Genomic DNA, 19,930 nt, shown 5'->3' on the forward strand with positions numbered 1-19,930 from the left:
CCTGCATTCATATCAAAAAAGCATGGACCGCTCACAGATCACTCTTGGACATGGGTGCGGCTCTGCTGCTTCGCTGTCCCTGCCGAAGATCACAACTCCGGCAAACCGATCGATCTACCCCTGGGGGACCTGTGACCCGTGCCGACTTCCCGCGCCGACGCGGCCTGCTCAAGGCCGGACTCGCCGCCTCGGCCCTCGCCCTCGCACCCGCCGCCACGGCAGCGGCCGCACCGGCGGCGCCGGGCGCGGACCCGCGTGAGACCGAGGAGCGGCTGCGCGATCTCGAACACCGCTATGCCGCACGCCTCGGCGTGTACGCCCGCAATGTCCGCACCGGACAGGTCGTCGCCCACCGGGCGGGGGAGCGGTTCGCGATGTGCTCGACCTTCAAGGCCGTCGTCTCCGCGGCGGTCCTCCGCGACCACGCGCACTGCGCCCCGCTCGACGCGACGATCCACTATCCGCCGGCCGATGTGCTGCCGAACTCCCCCGTCACCGAGAAGTACGTCGGCACCGGTCTGACGGTGGGCGAGGTGTGCGCGGCCGCGATCCAGTACAGCGACAACACGGCGGGCAATCTGCTGCTGCGCCAGGTCGGCGGCCCGGCCGGGCTCACCCGGTTCTTCCGCTCCCTCGGCGACCCGGTGAGCCGACTCGACCGCTGGGAGCCCGACCTGAACTCCGCGGTGCCCGGCGACCTGCGCGACACCACCACACCGAAGGCCCTGGCCGGAAGCTTCGAGCGGCTCACGGTGGGCCGCGCACTGCCCGACGCGCGACGCGAGCAGCTCGTCACCTGGCTGAAGGGCAACACCACCAGCGCCGAACGGTTCCGCGCGGGACTGCCGCGGAACTGGGTCGTCGGGGACAAGACCGGTACCGGCGACTACGCGTCGGCCAACGACGTCGGCGTGGCCTGGACGACCAGGAAGACCCCCCTGGTGCTGGCCGTGCTGTCGTCGAAGGCGGACAAGGACGCGCCCGTGGACAACGCGCTGATCGCCGACACCGCGAGGCTTCTCGCCCACACCCTCGCCCCGGGCGAGTGACACACGCCGACCGGCAGGGCCCCGGGTTCGGGCCCTGCCGGTCGGCGTGTTCGGATCGCGCGGCCGTCCCGCTGCCGCGCCCGGCTTCAGTCCCGGACGATCCGCGCCGGGTCCAGGACGACGGGCAGCTTGTCCAGGCCCCGGAACGCCGGGAACGGGACCTTGAGCCACTCCGCCTCGTCCGCGGGCGCCACCAGGTCGATGTCCGGGAACCGCTCGAACAGGGTGGTCAGCGCGATCCGCATCTCCATCCTGGCCAGCGGCGCACCGAGGCAGTAGTGCGGGCCGCTGCCGAAGCCCAGATGGGCGCTCTGGATCCCCTGGCGCTTCACATCGAAGGTGTCCGGCTCCGCGAACTTCTCGGGGTCCCGGTTCGCGGAGGCCACCGCGATCTGCACCAGGGCGCCCTTGGGGATCACCGTGTCCCGGATGGTGATGTCCTCGAGAGCGTGCCGGAAGGTGGCGTTCTCCACGGAGCCCTCGTAGCGGATGACCTCCTCGATCGCGTTCGGCAGCAGCGCGGGGTCGGCCAGGACCTCCCGCAACTGCTCGCGATGGGTCAGCAGATTGAAGACGGCGTTGCCGATGAGGTACGCGGTCGTCTTGTGCCCGGCGAAGAGCAGTACCCACAGCGTCGACAGCAACTCGCCGTCGTTCATGGCCCCTTGCTCGTCCTGCGTCCGGATCAGCGCGCCGAGCAGGTCGTCGGTCGCCTCCCGGCGCTTGCGCGCGATGAGGTCGACGAAGTAGTCCCGCAACGCCCCCTCGGCCACCGCCAGCTTTTCCTTGTCCTCCTTGCTGAAGCCCGTACGCGCCACCACCGCGCACCACTTCTGGACGGTCTCCCGGTCCTCGTCGGGAATTCCGACGAGTTCGCAGATCACGATGAGCGGGAGCGGAAAGGCGAACGTCGGCAGCAGATCGACGGGCGCGTCGGTGGTGCAGTTGTCCAGGAGTCCGTCGGTGATCTCCTGAATGCGCGGACGCAGGGACTCGATTCGGCGCGGAGTGAACGCGCTGTTCACGATGCGGCGCAGCCGGGTGTGCTTCGGCGGGTCCGAGAAGAGCATGTTGTCGTCGAGCGCGACGGACGAGTCGCCGAAGATGGTGTGGTACGCGTCGAGCGCCGCGTACATGTCCTTGCTGATCCGCGGGTCGGTCAGCGCGGTCTTGGCGTCGTCGTAGCGGGTGATCAGAAAGGTGTCCACGCCGTGCGGCGGGGAGATCGGACACACCGGCGCCGAGGCGCGCAGCCTGGCGTAGACCGGATACGGGTCGCTGCGGTACGCGGCCGTGCCGCGCGATGCCGCCGCGATCGCCTCCGCGGTGGCGTCCGTGGTGTCCCGTTCGTCGAGCTGAGTCATTCGCACGGCCTTTCTGACGACTCCCGCCCCGGCCACGGGACAGCAGATCCACGAGTTTCGGTCAACCATTCCCCGGTCGCTTCCCGGCCGTAAACGCGCATTCGCCCGACTGGCCACCCGTCCGGCGTCCGGCGGACGTTCCTGCCGCTGTACGAGTGATATTTGCGTATCGCCCGGCACGGCGTGGCAAAAGAACAGGGCGCGAGCCGCGGAATCTTCCGGCCGCCGCGTTCCGGAGATGCTGACCGCAGAGGAGAGCAACGCGATGAAAGATCGCGGGAACGACTATGTGCCCGTTCTGGTCGTCGGGGGATCGCTCGTCGGTCTGTCCGCTTCCGTATTCCTCGGACGCCTGGGCATTCAGCATCGTGTCGTGGAACGCCACGCGGCCACCTCCGCGCATCCGCGCGGCCGGGGCAACAACATGAGGACGATGGAGCTGTTCCGGACCGCGGGGCTCGAACCGGAGATCCGCAAGGCCGCGGCCACCCTGTCGAGGAACCATGGGATCCTCCAGGTGGACACGCTGCACAGCGGCAACCAGCGCTGGCTCTCGGCCCGGATCACGGGCCGCCCGCCGGAGGCCGACGTCTGCTCCACGGTCCGCTGCGCATGCAGCCAGAACGACCTGGAACCGGTGCTCCTCGAGGGCGCCAAGGCTCTCGGCGGGGACATCCGCTTCAGCACCGAACTGCTCTCGTTCACCCAGGACGAGGACGGTGTGCAGGCCGTGGTGCAGGACCGGACCTCCGGTGAGACCCACACGGTGTACGCGGACTACCTGCTTGCCGCCGACGGCCCCCGCAGCCCGGTGCGCCAGCGGCTCGGCATCGAACACTCCGGCTCCGGGGACCTGTTCCACAACATCAGCGTCACCTTCCGCAGCAAGAAGCTGCGCGAGGTCGCGGGCGACCAGCACTTCGTGGTGTGCTACGTCACCGATCCCGCGGGTGAGGGAGTGCTGCTGCCCGTGGACAACGAGGAGCAGTGGGTGTTCCACGTGCCCTGGTTCCCCGAGCGCGGCCAGACCATGGAGTACTTCACCGACGACCGCTGCATCGAGCACATCCGGGCCGCGGCGGGGGTGCGCGACCTGGACGTGGAGATCACGGGCCGGGCCCCCTGGCACGCGGCCGACCGCGTCGCCAACAGCTACGGCGAGGGGCGGGTCTTCCTCATCGGCGACGCGGTGCACGAGATGCCCCCGACCGGCGCCTTCGGCTCCAACACCGGCATCCAGGACGCGCACAACATCGCCTGGAAGATCGCCGCGGTCCTGCGCGGCTGGGCGGGACCCGCGCTGCTGGACAGCTACGAGATCGAGCGCCGCCCGGTCGCCCAGATCACCAGTGCCCGGGCCACCGTGCAGGCGGCCCGCGAGCAGCACCCCGGCTACTCCGCGCGGAACGCCTCGAACGACGCGGCCGACCTGATGGTCACCGCCCTGTGCTACCGCTATGTCTCCGGCGCGGTCGCCGGTGCGTCCACCGACGAGCCCCTCATCCCGGACGTCCTGATCCTGAACGCCGACCCCGGTACCCGGGCGCCGCACCTGTGGGTCGCCCGCGACGGGGAGACGGTGTCCACCATCGACCTGTACGAGCGCTCCTTCGTCCTGCTCTGCGGAAGCCCCGAGTGGCGCGAGGCCGCCCGGGTGGTCGGCCCGGTGCTCAATGTCCCGCTGGACGCCTACACCATCGGCCGGGGCGCCGCCCACGACCTGGACACCGGCGAGGGCCCGGACTGGGCCGCGCTGCACCACACCACCGCGGAAGGCGCCGTCCTCGTACGGCCGGACGGCTTTGTGGCCTGGCGGGCGGACGCCCGGCCCACGGACGCGGCGGAGACGCTCAGCGGCGTCCTCCGCCAGGTCCTCGGGCGCTGAGGAACCCCGCGCCCGAGGGGCGCGACCGCTCCGACGCAATCGCTCCGACGCGACCACAGGAATGGGGCCCGTCCATGACAGCACTGCCCACGGCCACCGGCGCCGCGCCGGTGGCCGGTGCGGACCACGGCACCCCGGCGGCCGACGCCCGCCGGGACCGCGTGGACGTGCACCATCACTACACCGCGCCGGAGTGGATCGACTGGGCGGAGCGGAACGGTGTCGTCCGGCGGGAGAAGCTTCCCCCGTGGACCCGCTGGAGCCTCGACGACGCCCTCGCGCTGATGGACGGGGCGGGCGTCCGCACCAGTGTGCTCACCGTCGCCATGCTGGGGCGCCTCCAGGAGCCGAAGGCGCGCAAGGAGAGCGCGCATGTCGCCCTGCGGGCCGCGGGCGACCTGGTCCGGGAGCACCCCGACCGCTTCGCCTTCTACACCCCCGTCTTCCTGGACAGCCCGGAACTGTCGCTCTGGTCGATCCGCCACGGTCTGGACGAGCTGGGGGCGGTCGGTGTCAGTGCCCGCACCAGCGTGCGGGGCGTGTATCTCGGCCATCCGTCCCAGGACGCGATCCTCGCGGAACTCAACGAGCGCTCGGCGGTGATCAGCACCCACCCCATGGAGGTCCCCGGCGGGGACGCCGATCTGGAAGGCGTGCCGCCGTTCCTGTGCGACTTCCTGATGGACACCACCCGGGCGGCCCTCAGCCTCATCGTCAACGGAACCCTGGACCGCTACCCGAATCTGACCTTCATCCTGCCGCACGGGGGCGGATTCCTGCCCTACATCGCGAGCCGCCTGGAGGTCTTCGGCCACCATCTGTCACCCCCGGTGGAACCGGCCCGGGTGCGCGACTGCCTGCACCGCTTCTACTACGACACCGCGGGGCCCATGTCCCCGTCCGCCACCCCGAGCCTGCTGGCCGCCGTGGGACCCGAGCGGATCCTCTTCGGCAGCGACTGGCCCCCCACCCCCGCCGCCCTGGTCACCGGAGTCACCGCTCCCGCGTTCGACCAGGACCCGGCCCTGGACGGGGAGCAGCGCCGCCGTATCAACCGCGACAACGCCCACCGTCTGCTGCCCGCGCTGGCCGCGGCCGCTACCGGGAGCGTCTGAGACCGTCCGCCGCCGGGCCGTCTTCGGCGCTGCTCACCCGGCGGGCACCTCCGCCCACCGGCAGCTGCCGTCCGGGTGCACCTGCACACCGCACCGCGCCGACAGCAGGCTGACGATCGCCAGGCCCCGGCCGTGCTCGTCCGGGTCCACGGACCGGCCCGGGCCGTCCGCGGGCGCGGCGGCCCCCCTGTCGGTCACCTCCACGCGCACCGTGCCGCATCCGTCCACCAGTACCTGGGTGAGCCGCAGCGTCGCCGGTGGCACGGCGTGCACCAGGGCGTTGGTGAGCAGCTCGGAGACCACCAGGAGCACATTGTCGGCGGCGTCGGCGGGCAGGCCCAGGGTGGTGAGGACGGCGTCCACGCGTCGTCGTACGGCCGAGACGGCTCTGGGGGCGTGCGGCAGTGTGAACACGTATTCGATGCCCGCACGGGGTGCGGCGTCGACCTGCACTGCTGTCATGTGCCCTCCTCTCCGATCGAGCGCGGGGCCCGGAAACACGGCGTCAGCGCACGTTATGGACACATACGCCCGACGTCAATGAAGAGCGGTCGGTAATGCCGAACAGCATGCCGAATAGTGGTAAAGCGGACTATGATCGCTTCATGGCCGGCCCGGTCCAGTCCATAGAACGGGCGGCGGCGATCCTGCGACTGCTCGCCGGCGGCCCAGGACGCCTGGGACTGGGCGAGGTGGCCACCTCGCTGGGACTGGCCAAGGGCACCGCCCACGGCATTCTGCGCACCCTCCAGCACGTGGACTTCGTCGAACAGGACGCGGCCACCGGCAAGTACCAGCTGGGCGCCGCGCTGCTGCACCTCGGCACCAGCTATCTGGACGTCAACGAGCTGCGGTCCCGCTCCATCAACTGGGCCGACGCCCTGGCCGCCCGCAGCGGGGAGGCCGTCCGGCTGGGCACGCCCCTGGAGGGCAGGGTGCTCGTCGTCCACCATGTCTTCCGGCCCGATGACACCCTCCAGACCCTGGACGTGGGGGCGCTGCTGCCGCTGCACGCCTCCTCGCTCGGCAAGGTCCTGCTCGCCTTCGGCGCCGCCCCGGTGGACCCGCTCCTGGAGGCCGGTCTGGAGGCGTACACCCGGCACACCGTGGTGTCGCCCGCCGACCTCAACCGCTCGCTCGCCGAGATCAGGGACCTCGGCTGGGGCTCCGAGGTCCAGGAGATGAGCATGGGCGAGGCCGGTGCCGCCGCGCCGATCCGGGGACAGGGCGGCCTGGTCGTCGGGGCGATCGGCGTGTCGGGGCCGGTCGAGCGGATCTGTGACACCCAGGGGCGGCCCCAGCCCGCTCTGATCACCTTGCTCCGGGAGGCCTCACGGGCGATTTCCCGAGATCTCGGCGCGGCCCGCTGGTAGGTCCCGCACCGCCACGACGCATCGGAAGGCAGGCCCGATCATGGTTGAACGGTATGTGATGTCCATCGATCAGGGCACCACATCCACGCGATGCATCCTGTTCGACCATCGGGGTCGGCTGGTGTCGGTCGCCCAGCGGGAGCACCAGCAGTACTTCCCCCGGCCCGGCTGGGTCGAGCACGACGCCGTGGAGATCTGGCGCAACCTCCGGCGCATCGTGCCGGAGGCGCTGTCGAACGCCGGCGTCGACGCCGGGCAGATCGCCGCCATCGGCATCGCCAACCAGCGGGAGACCACCGTCGTCTGGGACCGGGAGACCGGGGTCCCGCTCGGCCGGGCCATCGTCTGGCAGGACGTCCGCACCGCCCCGACGGTCGAGGGCCTCCGGGACCGGCCGGGGGACGAGTTCTTCGTGGAGCGCTGCGGCCTCCCACCGTCCACGTACTTCTCCGCGCCCCGCATCCGCTGGCTGTTCGACCATGTCGAGGGGCTGGAACGCCGGGCCCGGGACGGCGAGGTGCTCTTCGGCACCATGGAGACCTGGCTGATCTGGAACCTCACCGGCGGAGTGGACGGCGGGCTGCACATCACCGACCCCACCAACGCCAGCCGCACCATGCTCATCAACATCCGCACCCTGACCTGGGACCGGGAGCTGATGGACTTCTTCGGGGTGCCGGAGGCGATGCTCCCGGAGATCCGGTCCTCGGCCGAGATCTACGGCGAGGCCCGTGACCTGCTGCCGGGAGTGCAGATCGCGGCCGCCCTGGGGGACCAGCAGGCGGCCCTGTTCGGACAGACCTGCTTCTCGCCCGGCGAGGCCAAATGCACCTACGGGACCGGCAGCTTCCTGCTGATGAACACCGGAACCGAACTGGTGCGCTCCCGCCATGGACTGCTCACCACCGTCGCCTACAAGATCGGGAACCAGCCCACGGTCTACGCCCTGGAGGGCCCCATCGCGGTCACCGGGTCCCTCGTCCAGTGGTTCCGCGACCGGTTGGGCCTCATCAACAGCGCACCCGAGATAGAGACCCTGGCCCGCACCGTCGAGGACAACGGCGGCTGCTACATCGTGCCCGCCTTCTCCGGCCTGTTCGCACCCCACTGGCGCAGCGACGCCCGCGGTGTCGTCGTCGGCCTCACGTCCTACATCACCAAGGGCCATCTCGCCCGGGCCGTGCTGGAGGCCACCGGCTGGCAGACGCGGGAGGTAGTCGACGCCATGAACGCCGACTCCTCCCTCGCGCTGAAGCAGCTCAAGGTGGACGGGGGCATGACGGCCAACAATCTGCTGATGCAGTTCCTGGCCGATGTGCTGGACGTGCCGGTGGTCCGCCCGATGGTCGCCGAGACGGTCTCGCTCGGCGCCGCCTACGCCGCCGGGCTCGCGGCCACCTACTGGCCGGACCTGGAGGTCCTGCGCCGCAACTGGCACATGGCCGGGAAGTGGGTGCCGGACATGGACCCCGAGCGGCGGGAGTGGGAGTACGAGTGCTGGCAGCGGGCCGTCGAGCGCTCCCTGGGCTGGGTACGGCCCCGCAACCACCAGCTGTGACCCGCCCGGCCGGGCCGCGCGGACGGCCCGGGTGCGCCGTGCCCGCCCGGCCCCACCGGCCCGGTGCCGACGACGCGCCGACGGGCCCGCCCTTGCTCCCGCGGGACACCCGCCCTTGCTCCCGCGGGACAGCGGGCCTCAGTGGGTCGCGACCGGGGCGGGACCAGCGCCGGCCCCGGGAGGGGTCGTCATCAGCTTCGCGAAGGACGCCATGCACGCCGAACAATGGCCCGCCTGCTGCGCGCCCGCCGCGTCCACCGCCTCGGCAAGCCGCTGACCGCACAGGGTCGTTGTGGTCTGCTTGACCATGACGTGCCACACCAGCACGCCGCCGGGCCGCTCCGGGCCCGCACACATCTCATACATGATCGGCTCCTTTGACGGATGCCTCACCCCTTCCAGGAGACCCTGTCCGAGCCGTCCGCGCGGGGCGGAGGGGGCCATTCGGGGGACAGGGCCCCGCATCACCCGGTCGGCGAGCGGAAGTTGACACCTGTGCCGCCGGTACCGGTCGCGGCACGGCCCGGGGTATGCCGACGGACCGCCCTCCTCCCGGAGCAGTCCGGGGGAGAGCGGTCCGCGCAGACACGGGGGAGGCCCCGCGCCGGGGCGCTCAGCGAGCGCGCCGGGAGCCGCTGCGGACCCCCACCATCCGCCAGATCCTGACCTCGCGGACCAGCCCGGGCACCTCACGGGCGAGCAGCGCCAGCGCCACGGCGCCCACCAGCAGCCCCTCGGCGATCAGCACTCGTTTGGCCGTCATCCCCAACTCCTCTCGTCCGACGCGGCCGAGCCCCTCGCGGCCCGGCCGCCGCTGCCGTGTCATCCCGGAGGGAGGTTCGGCATGGTCCTGGTGATCGCGTTGTGCGCCTTCGAGCGGATCCCGGTCGAACGGCGCGCGTCGGCGGTGCCGTCCTTGTGGTGACCGGTCTGCCGCTTGCCCGGCCCCTTGTTGCCCTGGTGCTGTCCGGCGACGTGCTGGGGGGTGTCGGGATGCACCTGCGCCTTGCCCACACGGATCGTTCCCATGGTCTGCTCCTTGCGTCTCCTGCCGGTCACCCCGGCTGCTCGGTCAGCTCCGCGAAGAACTGCTCGACGGCGGGCCACACCCGGCTGCCGCCGGACAGCCCCCGCCACTCCCGGCGGACGAGGGCCACCATCCGGAAGCAGTCGTCCACGGGAGCGATCCAGTGGTGTCGAGCGGAATGGGCGGTATTCACCAATAGTGCCTCCACATCCGCTTCCAGGGTGGCGAGCTGTGGACAGCCGGAGACGACCTCGTCCCAGGCCGCCCGGTCCGGCTCCCAGCGGGTGGCTCCCGCGGGGCTCGGCAGATGCGCGGTCACCGTCTCGTCCGCGTGGCGCACAAAGAAGGCGAGTCCCACCGGGACGCCGAGCCCCTGGGTGTCGACCGGGGGGAGCCGCATCCGGCGCCGCGGCACCAGCCGGTAGTGCCCCCGGCTCGCGGCCGCCTCGACGAAGAGCAGCGAGCAGGGCCGGCAGGCGCACAGCACCGCCTCCGCGCCCGTGTCGAGCAGATGCCGGTGCTCCGGGGGGACCTCGGCGCCGCACAGGTCGCAGAGCTCCGCGTCCGGCCGCCGCTCGGCGGCCGAGCGGATCATCCGGGCCAGCGCACCGGAGGTCATGACCGGCCCCCGGTGGGCGCCGGGCGCACCGTGAGCGACTCCACCGGGACGAAGGCGGGGGCACCCCGCCCCTCGTCCCCGGGCGCCCGTTCGACACCCGTCAGCTCCGGAGCCAGGGCGAGCACGGCCTCGCGGACGGCGTCCTCCAGGGCGGCGGAGGACGTACCGCACCCCTTGGCGGTCACCCGCACCCGGGCCACGCCCGATTCCACCCCGTCCAGTTCGATGTCGCCGCCCCGCTCCCGCACCGCGGGCCGCAGAGCCTCCACGGCCCGTGCGGCACGGCGCTCCGGCGGCTCCGGATGGATGCCGTGGAGCACCAGGAGGTGGCCGATCAGCTCGTCCCCGGCCATCCGCTCCAGGACCGGTCCTTCGGCGCCGTCCAGCACCCGGGCCAGCGCCTCCCCGTAGACCTCGGTGAGTGCCTGGACCGCCTCGATCGCCGCGCCCGTCATCGGGCCGGGAGCGCCCTGGACCTGCTCCAGCAGCCCGTCGAGGCGCGACAGCCGCTCCGCGACCGCCGCGCCGTCGAGCCGTCCTGCCTCAGGCATGTGCCGCCCCGTAGGTGGGGGAGTGCAGCTTGGACAGGGTGTTGCCCTTGCCGAGGTACATATGGACACCGCAGGGCAGACAGGGGTCGAAACTGCGCACCGTGCGCATGATGTCGACGCCCTTGAAGTCCTCCGGGCCGTTCTCCTCGAAGATCGGCTGTCCCTGGACGGCGTCCTCGTACGGGCCGGGGGTGCCGTACATGTCCCGGGGGCTGCCGTTCCAGGGGGTCGGCGGATACGGATGGTAGTTCGCGATCTTCTTGTCCTTGATCACCAGATGGTGGGACAGCACCCCGCGCACTGCCTCGTGGAAGCCGCAGCCGATCCCCTCGTCGGGCACCTCGTAGTTCTCGAAGACCTTGGTCTCACCGGCGCGCACGGCCGTCATCGCCTGCTCCAGGAACTGGAAGGCCATGGCGGCCGCGTAGGCGACGAAGTACGGCCGGGCGCGGTCCCGTTCGAGGGTGTTGCTCCACTTCGGGATCTTCCACTCCAGGGTCATCTCCGGCAGCTTCTCGCTCGTCGGCAGCGAGATCTGCACGCTGTGCCCGGTGGCCTTCACATACGGCGTGTCGACCAGGCCGTTGAGCGCGGTCGACCACAGCCGCGCCAGGGGGCCGCCGCCGGTGTCCAGGGCGAGGTGCTCGCGGGTGTCCTTGTGGTACCAGCGCGGGCTCATCACCCAGCTGTAGTTGCCGTCGAAGTCGCGCTTCTGCGGCATCGGCACCGTCGTCTGGTTCCACGGGTGGCGCATGTCGACCGGATTGCCCAGCGGGTCGCGGGTGACATACGGCTCCTGGTTCGCCCAGTCCTCGTAGTACGAGCTGCCCAGCAGGATCCTGATGCCGAGGTTGATGTCGACGAGGTCGTTGGTGACGAGCTTGCCGTCCACGACGACACCGGGGGTGACATACATCGCCCGGCCCCACTCGCTCATCGTCTCGTAGCGGTAGTCGCACACCGCCGGGTCCTGCCAGGCGCCCCAGCAGCCGAGCATGATGCGGCGGCGGCCCACCTCCTCGTAGCCCGGCAGCGCCTCGTAGAAGAAGTCGAAGATGTCGTCGTTCATCACGACGGCCTTCTTCACGAAGTCCAGGACCCGCAGCAGCCGGGAGAGGTAGTCGGTGAAGACGGTCGGCTGCGGCATCGTGCCGACCCCGCCCGGGTAGAGCGTGGAGGGGTGCACATGGCGCCCCTCCATCAGGCAGAACATCTCCCGGGTGATCCGGCTGACCTTGAGCGCCTCCTTGTAGACCTCGCCCTCGAAGGGGTTGAAGGCGCGCATGATGTCGGCGATGGTCCGGTAGCCGTGGATCCGGCCGTGGGGCGCCTCGGTGCGCTCCGCCCGCGCCAGTACGGCCGGGTTGGTGGACTTGACCATGGCCTCGCAGAAGTCCACGAACACCAGGTTGTCCTGGAAGATGGTGTGGTCGAAGATGTATTCGGCCGCCTCGCCCAGGTTGACGATGGTCTCCGCGAGCGGCGGCGGCTTGACGCCGTAGGCCATCTGCTGGGCGTAGTTGGAGCAGGTGGTGTGGTTGTCGCCGCAGATCCCGCAGATGCGCGAGGTGATGAAGCCCGCGTCGCGCGGGTCCTTGCCCCGCATGAAGACGGAGTAGCCCCGGAAGAGCGACGAAGTGCTGTGGCACTCCACCACCTCCCGGTTGGCGAAGTCGATCTTTGTGTAGATGCCGAGATTGCCGACGATCCGGGTGATCGGATCCCACGACATGTCCACGATCTGCTCAGGCTTACGTTTCGCGCCCGGCGCCTCGGTTGCCGTCATGTCCGAGTCTTCCTCGCTTTCTCGCTCGCCCCCGAGGGGCGCCAGTAGGGGTCGTAACCGCTGGTCAACTCGGCCTTGTCGTGACGCCATCGGGGCTCACGGTTGACGGCGACGTTGGTGATGCCGCGCAGCCGCCGGATCACGGCCCCGTAGGGCCGGATGAGGGCCGACGAGAAGGTGGCGCCCGTCGGCTCGTCCATGAAGGGCATGAACGCGTCCGGGAAGCCGGGCATGGTGCAGCCGATGCACACACCGCCCACGTTCGGGCAGCCGCCCACGCCCGACATCCAGCCGCGCTTGGGCACGTTGCAGTTGACGACCGGGCCCCAGCAGCCCACCTTCACCTGGCACTTGGGCGAGTTGTAGTCCTTGGCGAAGTCGGCCTGCTCGTAGTACGCGGCACGGTCGCAGCCCTCGTGCACCGTCCGGCCGAACAGCCACTGCGGGCGCAGCATGTCGTCCAGCGGGGGCGGCGGGGCCGTCCCGGCCGCGTGGTACAGCAGCCAGGTCAGCGTCTCCATGAAGTTCTCCGGCTGGATGGGGCAGCCCGGCACGTTGACGATCGGCAGTCCGCCCTGCGACCTGTAGTCCCAGCCCAGATAGTCGGCCAGGCCCATGGAGCCCGTGGGGTTGCCCGCCATCGCGTGGATCCCGCCGTAGGTGGCGCAGGTGCCCGCGGCGACGACGGCCCAGGCCCTGGGGGCGAGCCGGTCGAGCCACCAGTTGAGGGTGAGCGGTTCGCCGGTCTCCAGGTCGTTGCCGAAGGACGTCCAGTAGCCGTCGCCCTCGATGATGTTCTGGTTGGGGATCGAGCCCTCGATGACCAGCACGAAGGGCTCCAGCTCGCCGCGCGCCGCGGCCCGGAACGGCGCGAGGAACTCCTCGCCGCCCAGGGTGGGGGAGAGCACCTTGTTGTGCAGATTCACCTTGGGCAGGCCGGGGACGAGTCCGAGGACGACGTCCTCGATCGCCGGCTGGCCGGCCGCGGTCATCGAGATGGTGTCGCCGTCGCAGCTCATGCCCTCCGAGATCCACAGAATGTGCACCTCGTCGAAGCCCGGCTTCTCCCCGGCCGCGGCGGTCTGCCCGCGTGCCTGTGCGGTCCCGCTCTTACGGGTCATGTCCTCGGCCTCCCTTGCAGTCGGTCCAACCGCTCGACCGTCCGGTGGTCATGCGTCAGCAGCGCGAAGGCGGGATCCGCGCCTCCCTCCTGGTCCGGGGCAGCCGTCGGCCCGTCCGGGCGGGGTGTCGCGGTGGAGGGTGCCAGGGAGCGGATGGCGCCGTGCAGCCGGGCCCACACCTCGGGGGGCATCGCCTCCACCCGGTCCAGGATTCCGGCGGCCCGCGGATCGGTGGCGCGTGCCTCCCGCTTCTCCTCGTCCGTGAGCAGCAGCGTCCGCAGGGTCAGGATCTCGTCGATCTCCGCCGCGTCGTGCAGGTCACCGGGGCTCTCCGGGGCCACCTGCGGGTGGTCGGGCAGGATGATCGGCGACGACAGCACCGGACCGTCCGAGCCCTCCGCCCCGGCGAGCACCGGGAAGGTGTGCAGATTGCGGCAGTCGCGTACGGCCTTCGCGACCTCGTCCGGCGGGTCGATGGAGGAGAAGAAGCCCAGCCCCGTCCCACCGATGAAGGTGTGCGCCGCCACCAGGGCATGGCCGAGTGCCTCGTCCCGGGGCGTCCCGGCGGGCGTCGTCCGGCCGGTGTTCTCCGTGAGCACCCGCAGCCGGTACAGGGAACCGGGGCCCGGCAGTTCCTCGGCCCTCAGAGTCGTCCGCGCCTGCACGGGGCGGCGTCGGCGCACCAGGCGCCCCACCCCTCCGGGAAGCTCCTCGACCTCCTCGCCGCCGGGCGCGCCCACCTCGAACTCCCGCTCCGCCGCCAGCAGATCGGCGAGCGGTACGGTCAGCTCCCGCTCCCGCGGCACCGCCTCCTCGAACGCGAGATGGACGTCTCCGCCGGCCTCCAGGGCGTCCACGGGCACATGGCCGCCGTCCTCGGTCCGGCGCTCCACGCCGCGTGCCTGCGTCTGGAGATAGCGCACGCGTACCCGCACCACGGCCCCGGGTGCGGCCCGCAGCACGCACTCGGTCTGCTGCCGCCAGGCCTCCACGGACCCCGAGAGGCCGGGCGCGACCGGGCCGTGCGCCTCGGCCCAGGCGCGCGGCGCCAGGATGCCGAACTGCCAGCGCACCCGGTTCTTCGCCGAGGACCTGCGGTACGGGTAGAGCAGATACCCCTCGTAGAGGACGGCGTCGGCCACCGCGCACGCCGCCTCGAACGCGGAGCGCGAATCGTCCACGTTCCCGGGCTCCCGGTCAGGGTCGCTCACCGCTGCTCCTCACCGACTGAATATCCGTTATGCATTGGTTTACAACGATCACACCTTTCCCTGGGGGAGGCGCGCATTTGGCTGCATTCGGGTGAGGGAGTGTCCGGCACCCCGGCCCGCCGCCCCGACACGGCCCTGACCGGGGGCAGGGCCGTGTCGGGGCGGCCTGGCGGGGTACTGCGGGAGGTGACCCGGCCGTGGGCCCCGGCGTCGACGGACCCGGCACACGGTGGGCGACCCGACGGAGGGCGGCAGCGATGCAGGTGCACGGCGAGGACCCGTCGGAGGGCAGGCCCCGCGTGGGCGACACGGCGGCACGGCTGGCCCAGGACACCGCGCAACTGGTCCGCCACGAGATCCTCGCGGTGCAGGGCGAGCTGAGGGCCGCCCTGCGCCGGATCGGAGCGGGCGGCGCACTGCTGGGCGCCGCCGGGGTGTCCGGGATCCTGGCCCTGTGGTCCGCGCATGAGACGGCCCTGCGCGCCCTGGAGGCGAAGCTGCCGGGCCCGCGCGCACCGGCCGTCCTGGGCTGTGCCTACGCCGCCGGGGCCGTCGCCCTGGGAGCGGCCGCACGGGACCGCGTACGCACCGGCTGCCGAGTACCGCCGGACGCGTTCGACCCGCCCGGCGACGCCACGACCGGAGCCCCGGACGCCGCCGACCGGACCGGGGGTCCCGCGGCCGGGGCCCCGGACGCCGCCGACCGGACCGGCGACCCGCGCCGGGGGCCCGGCGGTCCGGGCCGGTCGCCGCGGGATCCGGGCGGCCGGGGGGTCTAGCGGGTCGGAGGTCTCGCGCCCCGCGCATCCGGGGGGCGGCACATGGTGCGTGGCGCCCGGCACATAGGGTCACCCGTCATGGCGGACGACTGGCGCAAGGACCGGATCGGCAGCGCGCACCGGGGCGGGAATCCCACGGTGATGCGTCGATTGGACGCGGGCTTCGCCGCGATCGGGGACGTGCAGTTCCTGCCGGGGTATGCGGTGCTCCTGGCGGACGACCCGGCGGTGCGATGCCTCTCGGAGCTGCCGCGGGACAGAAGGCTGGCGTTCCTGTCCGACATGGACCGGCTCGGTGAGGCCGTGGAACGCGCCTGCAAGCGACTCGACCCGGCCTTCCGGCGGGTCAATCTGGAGATCCTCGGCAACACCGACGGATTTCTGCACGCCCATGTGTGGCCCCGCTACACCTGGGAGCCCGCGGACCTGGTGGGGCTGCCGGTGTGGCTCTACCCGCGGGAGCGGTGGACCGACGAACGGTATGCGCTGGGTCCGGAACAGGACGCCGTGCGCCACGCCATCGGCGAGGAGTTGGACCGGCTGACCGGCTGACCGGCTGACCGGCTGACCGGCTGACCGGCTGACCGGCCGAGGCGGCCGACCGGCGGGGGGCGAGGCGACCCGGGCGTGGGGCGGGGCGCGGTCGTGGGCCAAGTTGCGGCCGTCGACCGTGCCCCTGCTGTGCCCGGTGCCGGGTCAGCCGATGTGGTAGCTGTCCCCGTAGACCTTCCAGTCCAGCGGCGGGTCCAGGTTCAGATTGCCCTTGCGCAGGAAGACGCGCTGCTCGGTGTCCACCCGGGTGGTGTCGCTGTGGGCCTCCTCCTGCTTCATGGCCCAAACCCGCGCGTCCAGGAAGGAGTTGAGGTACGTCACCTCGGAGCCGCCCTGGGCCGGGGGCTTGGCGGTGCGCAGCGCGCGCTTGCGGATGTTGCGGAAGCTCGTCGGATCGTCGCCGTCGCCGTGCATCACGATGGCGTCGTAGTACGTGAACTGCCCGAGCACGCCGAGGCCGTCGGTCTTGCCCTGCTGGACCGCGGGGTTGAAGTACACCCGGTCGCGCTCGTCGTTCTGCGCCCGCTGGAACGCCGGGTCCTGCGCCGCCTTGCGCCAGTCCCGGGGGAAGTTCGGGTCCAGACCGCTGTGCGAGTCGGTGCCGTTGACCCTGCGCAGGGCGGGCAGGTACCCGGCGAGCACATTGCCGGGCGAGCGGTCGGTGTACAGCTGGACCAGGTCGAGCATGTCGCCGGTGCCGGAACAGAAGCCGATGATGCCCGCGGTGTAGCCGCGGCCGTCACCGATGTCCTCGATGTACTTGTACTGGGCCTTCCAGTCCAGGGAGGAGTTCTCCGCGCTGGAGACCAGCTTCATGGCGATCTCCTTCTTCGCCGGGTCGTCGAGCCCCACGGACCTGGCGGCGGCGGAGACCGCCGAGGCGCGGGGGGAGTCGAGGAGCGGCACGGCCGCCAGGGACGCGCCGAGAAGCGCGAGCACGGTACGGCGGGAAGCGCGGGCCGGGTCCGCCGCGTCGGGGGAGGGGGAGCGGTCTGCCACGAGGACTCCAAGGGGGGTGGGGGTGCGCCGGGTTGCACTGATAGGAAGGTTTCCTATCAGATGTGGGGAGCCCTGGATACCCGTACGGCAGGACCTTCACGGAGTGGAACGGGCCTCAGGGCAGCGGCTGTTCGGCCCAGATGACCTTGCCCGGCGGCGCATAGCGGGTCCCCCAGCGCTCGGCCAGCTGCGCCACCAGGAACAGTCCGCGGCCGCCCTCGTCCGTCATGGCCGCATAGCGCAGATGGGGCGAGGTATTGCTGCCGTCGTACACCTCACAGATCAGACTGTGGTCCCGCATCATGCGCAGATTCACCGGCGTACCGCCGTGCCGGATCGCATTGGTGACCAGCTCGCTGACGATCAGCTCCGTGGTGAACGTCAGCTCCTCAAGACCCCACTCCGCCAGCTGCCGGGTCGCCGACGCCCGTATCCCGCCGACGGCCGCCGGATCCACCGGCACCTCCCACTCGGCGACCTGGTCGGACCGCAGGGCCCGGGTGCGTGCGACGATCAGGGCGATGTCGTCCCCCGGCCGGGGCGCCAGCCGGGCGTCCACCACGGCCCGGCAGGTGTCCTCGGGCGACGGCCCCGCCTCCGTCAGCGCGGCGCCCAGCAGCTCCAGCCCTGCGTCGATGTCCCGGTCGCGGTCCTCGACCAGACCGTCCGTGTAGAGGACGAGCCTGCTGCCCTCCGCGAGCTCCAGGTCGGCCTCCTCGAACGGCAGCCCGCCGAGCCCCAGCGGGGGACCGGCCGGGACCTCGGTGAACTCGACCCGGCCGTCGGGCCGGATGAGGGCCGGGGGCGGATGGCCCGCGCGCGCCAGGGTGCAGTGCCGCGAGACCGGGTCGTAGATCGCGTACAGGCAGGTGGCGCCCGTGACGGGGGCGTTGGCGTCCTCGGCCGTCTCGTCCTGGTCGATCCGGGCCACCAGCTCGTCCAGCAGCGAGAGGATGTCACCCGGCGGTAGATCGAGCGCCGAGAAGTTGTGGACCGCCGTACGCAGCCGCCCCATCGTCGCCGCCGCGTGCAGACCGTGGCCCACCACATCGCCCACCACCAGCGCCACCCGCGCCCCGGACAGCGGCAGGACGTCGAACCAGTCGCCGCCCACCCCCGCCTGCGCCGGAAGATAGCGGTAGGCCACGTCCAGGGCGCCCTGTTCGGGCAGCCGCTGTGGCAGCAGACTGCGCTGGAGCGTCACCGCCATGTTGTGCTCACGCGTGTACCGGCGCGCGTTGTCGATGGCCACCGCGGCACGGGCCACCAGCTCCTCGGCGAGCGCCACGTCCTCACTGTCGAACGGCTCCGGCTTCTCGGAACGCCAGAAGTTGACCAGGCCCAGAATGAGCGAGCCCGCCATCAGCGGCGCGGTGATCAGCGAGTGGATGCCGTACGCCACCACCGCCGTGGTGCGCTCGATGTCCTGCACGAGCCATCCCGGCGCCTCCCCCAGCCGGGGCTCCAGCAGGGCCTTGCCGCTGCCGAGGCTGTGCGCCTGCGGAGAGGACGCCACGAACTGGATCCGCTCGCCCACCGGGTAGAGCGGGGCGGTGTCGCGGATCCCGGCGGAGGCCGAGCGGCACAGGTCGGTCCCGGCCTCCGGCTCCTCGCCGTCCAGCACCGCGCTGAACAGATCGACGGTGACATAGTCGGCGAACCGGGGGACGGCCAGCTCCGCCAGCTCCTCGGCGGTGCGCCGCACGCTCAGGCTGGTCCCGACGGCCGCGCCCGCGTCGTAGAGCAGGCTGAGGCGCTGGCGCGCCATCTCGGCCCGGCCGGACAGGGCGCGCAGCTCCGTGGAGTCGCGCAGGGTGGCCACGCTCCCGGGCGGGCCGCCCCCCTGGTCCGTGGGCCGCTGGTTGATGGCCAGCAGCCGGCCCCCGACCGGCTGCATCTCGTCGGTCGCGGTCCGCCCGGAGGCCAGCAGCTCCGCGGTGTCGGGCGGCAGGCCGAGGCCGGTCACCTGCCGTCCCTCGGCGTCCCCGGGAAGGTCGAGCAGACGGCGTGCCTCGTCGTTGCTCAGCAGCAGTTTTCCGTCGCCGTCCAGGATGATCACGCCCTCGCGGACCGAGTGCAGCACCGCGTCGTGGTGCTCGTACATCCGGGCCATCTCACGCGGCCCCAGACCGCGGGTCTGGCGCAGCAGCCGCCGGGTGACCAGCCCGGTGCCCACCGTCGCCACGGCGAGCCCCCCGGCCGCGGAGGCCAGCACCAGCGGCAGCTGCCGGTTCGCCTCGGCGCTGACGCGTTCCGTGGTGACCCCGGCGGAGACCAGGCCCACCACCCTGCCGTCGACGGTGGTGACCGGGACGATGGCCTGCACCATCCGGCCGAGTGTGCCGTCGACCTCCTCGGTCACGGGCGTCCCGGTCATCGCGGGCTGGAGATTGCCGATGAACTGCTTGCCGATCAGGTCCGGGTCGGGATGGGTGTAGCGGACCCCCTGATTGCTCAGGACGACGATGAAGTCGACGCTCGCCGAGACCCGGGTGGCCTCGGCGGCGGGTTGCAGCACGGCCGTCGGATCCGGGCTGCTCAGCGCCTCCCGGGTGCCCGGCGCGTCCGCGAATGCCTCGGCGACGGCGAGGGAACGGTTGCGGGCCTCCTGCGTGGTGTCATGCCGCACCTGGAGCAGCAGCGCCGTCACCGCGGTCAGTACCAGCAGCAGCACGATGGCCGCTTGCAGCAGGAACACCTGTCCGGCGACGCTGCGGCCGGTCACCGCCGACCGCAGCGCCGCGAGGGCGCCCGGGTGTGGTCCCTCCGCCTCCCGGCGGTGCGCCGGAGGCGGGGCCCCCGGCAGTTCCGGGGACGGCACCAGGTCGGCACGGCGCTGCGCACCCGGTGCGCGCGGGCCACACGGACGACGGGACGACCGGAGACCGGTTCGGCCCAGAAGTCGGACCATGTGCCCTGTTTACACTGCCTGGCGGCGGAG

19 protein-coding genes are annotated in these 19,930 nt (G+C 71.8%); 7 read left to right on the forward strand and 12 right to left on the reverse strand.

Annotated elements, in window-relative coordinates; all coding sequences use genetic code 11:
* Nucleotides 1-131 precede the first annotated feature (131 nt).
* Nucleotides 132-1,049, forward strand: coding sequence for a class A beta-lactamase (gene bla / locus ACIHAA_RS05895; RefSeq protein WP_399813585.1), 918 nt, complete (start codon nt 132-134; stop codon nt 1,047-1,049).
* A gap of 86 nt (nt 1,050-1,135) precedes the next feature.
* Here the strand turns inward: bla and ACIHAA_RS05900 are convergent, their stop codons facing one another.
* On the reverse strand, nt 1,136-2,413 hold the full coding sequence (locus ACIHAA_RS05900; RefSeq protein WP_399813587.1) for a cytochrome P450: 1,278 nt from the start codon (nt 2,411-2,413) through the stop codon (nt 1,136-1,138).
* 265 nt (nt 2,414-2,678) lie between these two features.
* Between ACIHAA_RS05900 and ACIHAA_RS05905 the strand changes: the two genes are divergently transcribed.
* Nucleotides 2,679-4,298, forward strand: a complete 1,620-nt coding sequence (locus tag ACIHAA_RS05905; RefSeq protein ID WP_399813588.1) for an FAD-dependent oxidoreductase — start codon at nt 2,679-2,681, stop codon at nt 4,296-4,298.
* A gap of 74 nt (nt 4,299-4,372) precedes the next feature.
* Nucleotides 4,373-5,413 (forward strand): amidohydrolase family protein, encoded by a 1,041-nt coding sequence (locus ACIHAA_RS05910; protein WP_399813590.1) that lies wholly within the window; start codon nt 4,373-4,375, stop codon nt 5,411-5,413.
* A 33-nt stretch (nt 5,414-5,446) separates the two neighbouring features.
* On the opposite strand, the gene ACIHAA_RS05915 is transcribed toward ACIHAA_RS05910, so the two are convergent.
* Complete coding sequence (locus ACIHAA_RS05915; RefSeq protein ID WP_399813592.1) at nt 5,447-5,875, reverse strand: ATP-binding protein; 429 nt, start codon at nt 5,873-5,875, stop codon at nt 5,447-5,449.
* 143 nt (nt 5,876-6,018) lie between these two features.
* Between ACIHAA_RS05915 and ACIHAA_RS05920 the strand changes: the two genes are divergently transcribed.
* Nucleotides 6,019-6,786, forward strand: a complete 768-nt coding sequence (locus tag ACIHAA_RS05920; RefSeq protein WP_399813594.1) for an IclR family transcriptional regulator — start codon at nt 6,019-6,021, stop codon at nt 6,784-6,786.
* A 40-nt stretch (nt 6,787-6,826) separates the two neighbouring features.
* On the forward strand, nt 6,827-8,344 hold the full coding sequence (gene glpK, locus ACIHAA_RS05925) for a glycerol kinase GlpK (RefSeq protein WP_399813595.1): 1,518 nt from the start codon (nt 6,827-6,829) through the stop codon (nt 8,342-8,344).
* Nucleotides 8,345-8,482: 138 nt separating this feature from the next.
* On the opposite strand, the gene ACIHAA_RS05930 is transcribed toward glpK, so the two are convergent.
* The 8 genes from ACIHAA_RS05930 to ACIHAA_RS05965 form a co-directional block, all read right to left on the reverse strand.
* Nucleotides 8,483-8,710 carry a hypothetical protein gene (locus ACIHAA_RS05930; RefSeq protein WP_399813597.1) on the reverse strand — a complete coding sequence of 76 codons (228 nt, stop codon included), beginning with the start codon at nt 8,708-8,710 and terminating at the stop codon, nt 8,483-8,485.
* A 247-nt stretch (nt 8,711-8,957) separates the two neighbouring features.
* Nucleotides 8,958-9,107, reverse strand: coding sequence for a hypothetical protein (locus tag ACIHAA_RS05935; RefSeq protein WP_399813599.1), 150 nt, complete (start codon nt 9,105-9,107; stop codon nt 8,958-8,960).
* 59 nt (nt 9,108-9,166) lie between these two features.
* Nucleotides 9,167-9,373 carry a hypothetical protein gene (locus ACIHAA_RS05940; RefSeq protein WP_399813600.1) on the reverse strand — a complete coding sequence of 69 codons (207 nt, stop codon included), beginning with the start codon at nt 9,371-9,373 and terminating at the stop codon, nt 9,167-9,169.
* A gap of 26 nt (nt 9,374-9,399) precedes the next feature.
* A complete protein-coding gene (locus ACIHAA_RS05945; RefSeq protein ID WP_399813601.1) occupies nt 9,400-9,990 on the reverse strand; it encodes a DUF5947 family protein in 591 nt (196 codons plus the stop codon).
* On the reverse strand, nt 9,987-10,541 hold the full coding sequence (locus ACIHAA_RS05950) for a NifU family protein (protein ID WP_399813603.1): 555 nt from the start codon (nt 10,539-10,541) through the stop codon (nt 9,987-9,989). The genes ACIHAA_RS05945 and ACIHAA_RS05950 overlap by 4 nt, the downstream gene beginning before the upstream one ends.
* On the reverse strand, nt 10,534-12,327 hold the full coding sequence (locus ACIHAA_RS05955) for a nickel-dependent hydrogenase large subunit (RefSeq protein ID WP_399813604.1): 1,794 nt from the start codon (nt 12,325-12,327) through the stop codon (nt 10,534-10,536). The genes ACIHAA_RS05950 and ACIHAA_RS05955 overlap by 8 nt, the downstream gene beginning before the upstream one ends.
* Entirely contained in the window at nt 12,324-13,448 is a 1,125-nt protein-coding gene (locus ACIHAA_RS05960) for a hydrogenase expression protein HypE (protein WP_399813605.1), read from the reverse strand. Before ACIHAA_RS05960 ends, ACIHAA_RS05955 begins: the two co-directional genes overlap by 4 nt.
* Complete coding sequence (locus tag ACIHAA_RS05965) at nt 13,445-14,659, reverse strand: hypothetical protein (RefSeq protein WP_399813607.1); 1,215 nt, start codon at nt 14,657-14,659, stop codon at nt 13,445-13,447. The genes ACIHAA_RS05960 and ACIHAA_RS05965 overlap by 4 nt, the downstream gene beginning before the upstream one ends.
* A gap of 257 nt (nt 14,660-14,916) precedes the next feature.
* Between ACIHAA_RS05965 and ACIHAA_RS05970 the strand changes: the two genes are divergently transcribed.
* Both ACIHAA_RS05970 and ACIHAA_RS05975 read left to right on the forward strand, forming a co-directional pair.
* Entirely contained in the window at nt 14,917-15,438 is a 522-nt protein-coding gene (locus ACIHAA_RS05970; protein ID WP_399813609.1) for a phage holin family protein, read from the forward strand.
* A 78-nt stretch (nt 15,439-15,516) separates the two neighbouring features.
* Nucleotides 15,517-15,990, forward strand: coding sequence for a diadenosine tetraphosphate hydrolase (locus ACIHAA_RS05975; RefSeq protein ID WP_399813610.1), 474 nt, complete (start codon nt 15,517-15,519; stop codon nt 15,988-15,990).
* 144 nt (nt 15,991-16,134) lie between these two features.
* On the opposite strand, the gene ACIHAA_RS05980 is transcribed toward ACIHAA_RS05975, so the two are convergent.
* Both ACIHAA_RS05980 and ACIHAA_RS05985 read right to left on the reverse strand, forming a co-directional pair.
* Nucleotides 16,135-16,989, reverse strand: a complete 855-nt coding sequence (locus tag ACIHAA_RS05980; protein WP_399813611.1) for a chitosanase — start codon at nt 16,987-16,989, stop codon at nt 16,135-16,137.
* A 115-nt stretch (nt 16,990-17,104) separates the two neighbouring features.
* Entirely contained in the window at nt 17,105-19,900 is a 2,796-nt protein-coding gene (locus ACIHAA_RS05985) for a SpoIIE family protein phosphatase (protein ID WP_399813612.1), read from the reverse strand.
* Nucleotides 19,901-19,930: the final 30 nt, after the last annotated feature.

The organism is Streptomyces sp. NPDC052040, assembly GCF_044548405.1.
Classification (GTDB): Bacteria; Actinomycetota; Actinomycetes; order Streptomycetales; family Streptomycetaceae; genus Streptomyces.

What these genes read in the sequence shown, in the direction of transcription:
- ACIHAA_RS05900 (WP_399813587.1), bottom strand. Translation starts at nt 2,413, where the DNA reads ATGACTCAGCTCGACGAACGGGACACCACGGACGCCACCGCGGAGGCG.
- ACIHAA_RS05905 (WP_399813588.1), top strand. Translation starts at nt 2,679, where the DNA reads ATGAAAGATCGCGGGAACGACTATGTGCCCGTTCTGGTCGTCGGGGGA.
- ACIHAA_RS05910 (WP_399813590.1), top strand. Translation starts at nt 4,373, where the DNA reads ATGACAGCACTGCCCACGGCCACCGGCGCCGCGCCGGTGGCCGGTGCG.
- ACIHAA_RS05915 (WP_399813592.1), bottom strand. Translation starts at nt 5,875, where the DNA reads ATGACAGCAGTGCAGGTCGACGCCGCACCCCGTGCGGGCATCGAATAC.
- ACIHAA_RS05920 (WP_399813594.1), top strand. Translation starts at nt 6,019, where the DNA reads ATGGCCGGCCCGGTCCAGTCCATAGAACGGGCGGCGGCGATCCTGCGA.
- glpK (WP_399813595.1), top strand. Translation starts at nt 6,827, where the DNA reads ATGGTTGAACGGTATGTGATGTCCATCGATCAGGGCACCACATCCACG.
- ACIHAA_RS05930 (WP_399813597.1), bottom strand. Translation starts at nt 8,710, where the DNA reads ATGTATGAGATGTGTGCGGGCCCGGAGCGGCCCGGCGGCGTGCTGGTG.
- ACIHAA_RS05935 (WP_399813599.1), bottom strand. Translation starts at nt 9,107, where the DNA reads ATGACGGCCAAACGAGTGCTGATCGCCGAGGGGCTGCTGGTGGGCGCC.
- ACIHAA_RS05940 (WP_399813600.1), bottom strand. Translation starts at nt 9,373, where the DNA reads ATGGGAACGATCCGTGTGGGCAAGGCGCAGGTGCATCCCGACACCCCC.
- ACIHAA_RS05945 (WP_399813601.1), bottom strand. Translation starts at nt 9,990, where the DNA reads ATGACCTCCGGTGCGCTGGCCCGGATGATCCGCTCGGCCGCCGAGCGG.
- ACIHAA_RS05950 (WP_399813603.1), bottom strand. Translation starts at nt 10,541, where the DNA reads ATGCCTGAGGCAGGACGGCTCGACGGCGCGGCGGTCGCGGAGCGGCTG.
- ACIHAA_RS05955 (WP_399813604.1), bottom strand. Translation starts at nt 12,327, where the DNA reads ATGACGGCAACCGAGGCGCCGGGCGCGAAACGTAAGCCTGAGCAGATC.
- ACIHAA_RS05960 (WP_399813605.1), bottom strand. Translation starts at nt 13,448, where the DNA reads ATGACCCGTAAGAGCGGGACCGCACAGGCACGCGGGCAGACCGCCGCG.
- ACIHAA_RS05970 (WP_399813609.1), top strand. Translation starts at nt 14,917, where the DNA reads ATGCAGGTGCACGGCGAGGACCCGTCGGAGGGCAGGCCCCGCGTGGGC.
- ACIHAA_RS05975 (WP_399813610.1), top strand. Translation starts at nt 15,517, where the DNA reads ATGGCGGACGACTGGCGCAAGGACCGGATCGGCAGCGCGCACCGGGGC.
- ACIHAA_RS05985 (WP_399813612.1), bottom strand. Translation starts at nt 19,900, where the DNA reads ATGGTCCGACTTCTGGGCCGAACCGGTCTCCGGTCGTCCCGTCGTCCG.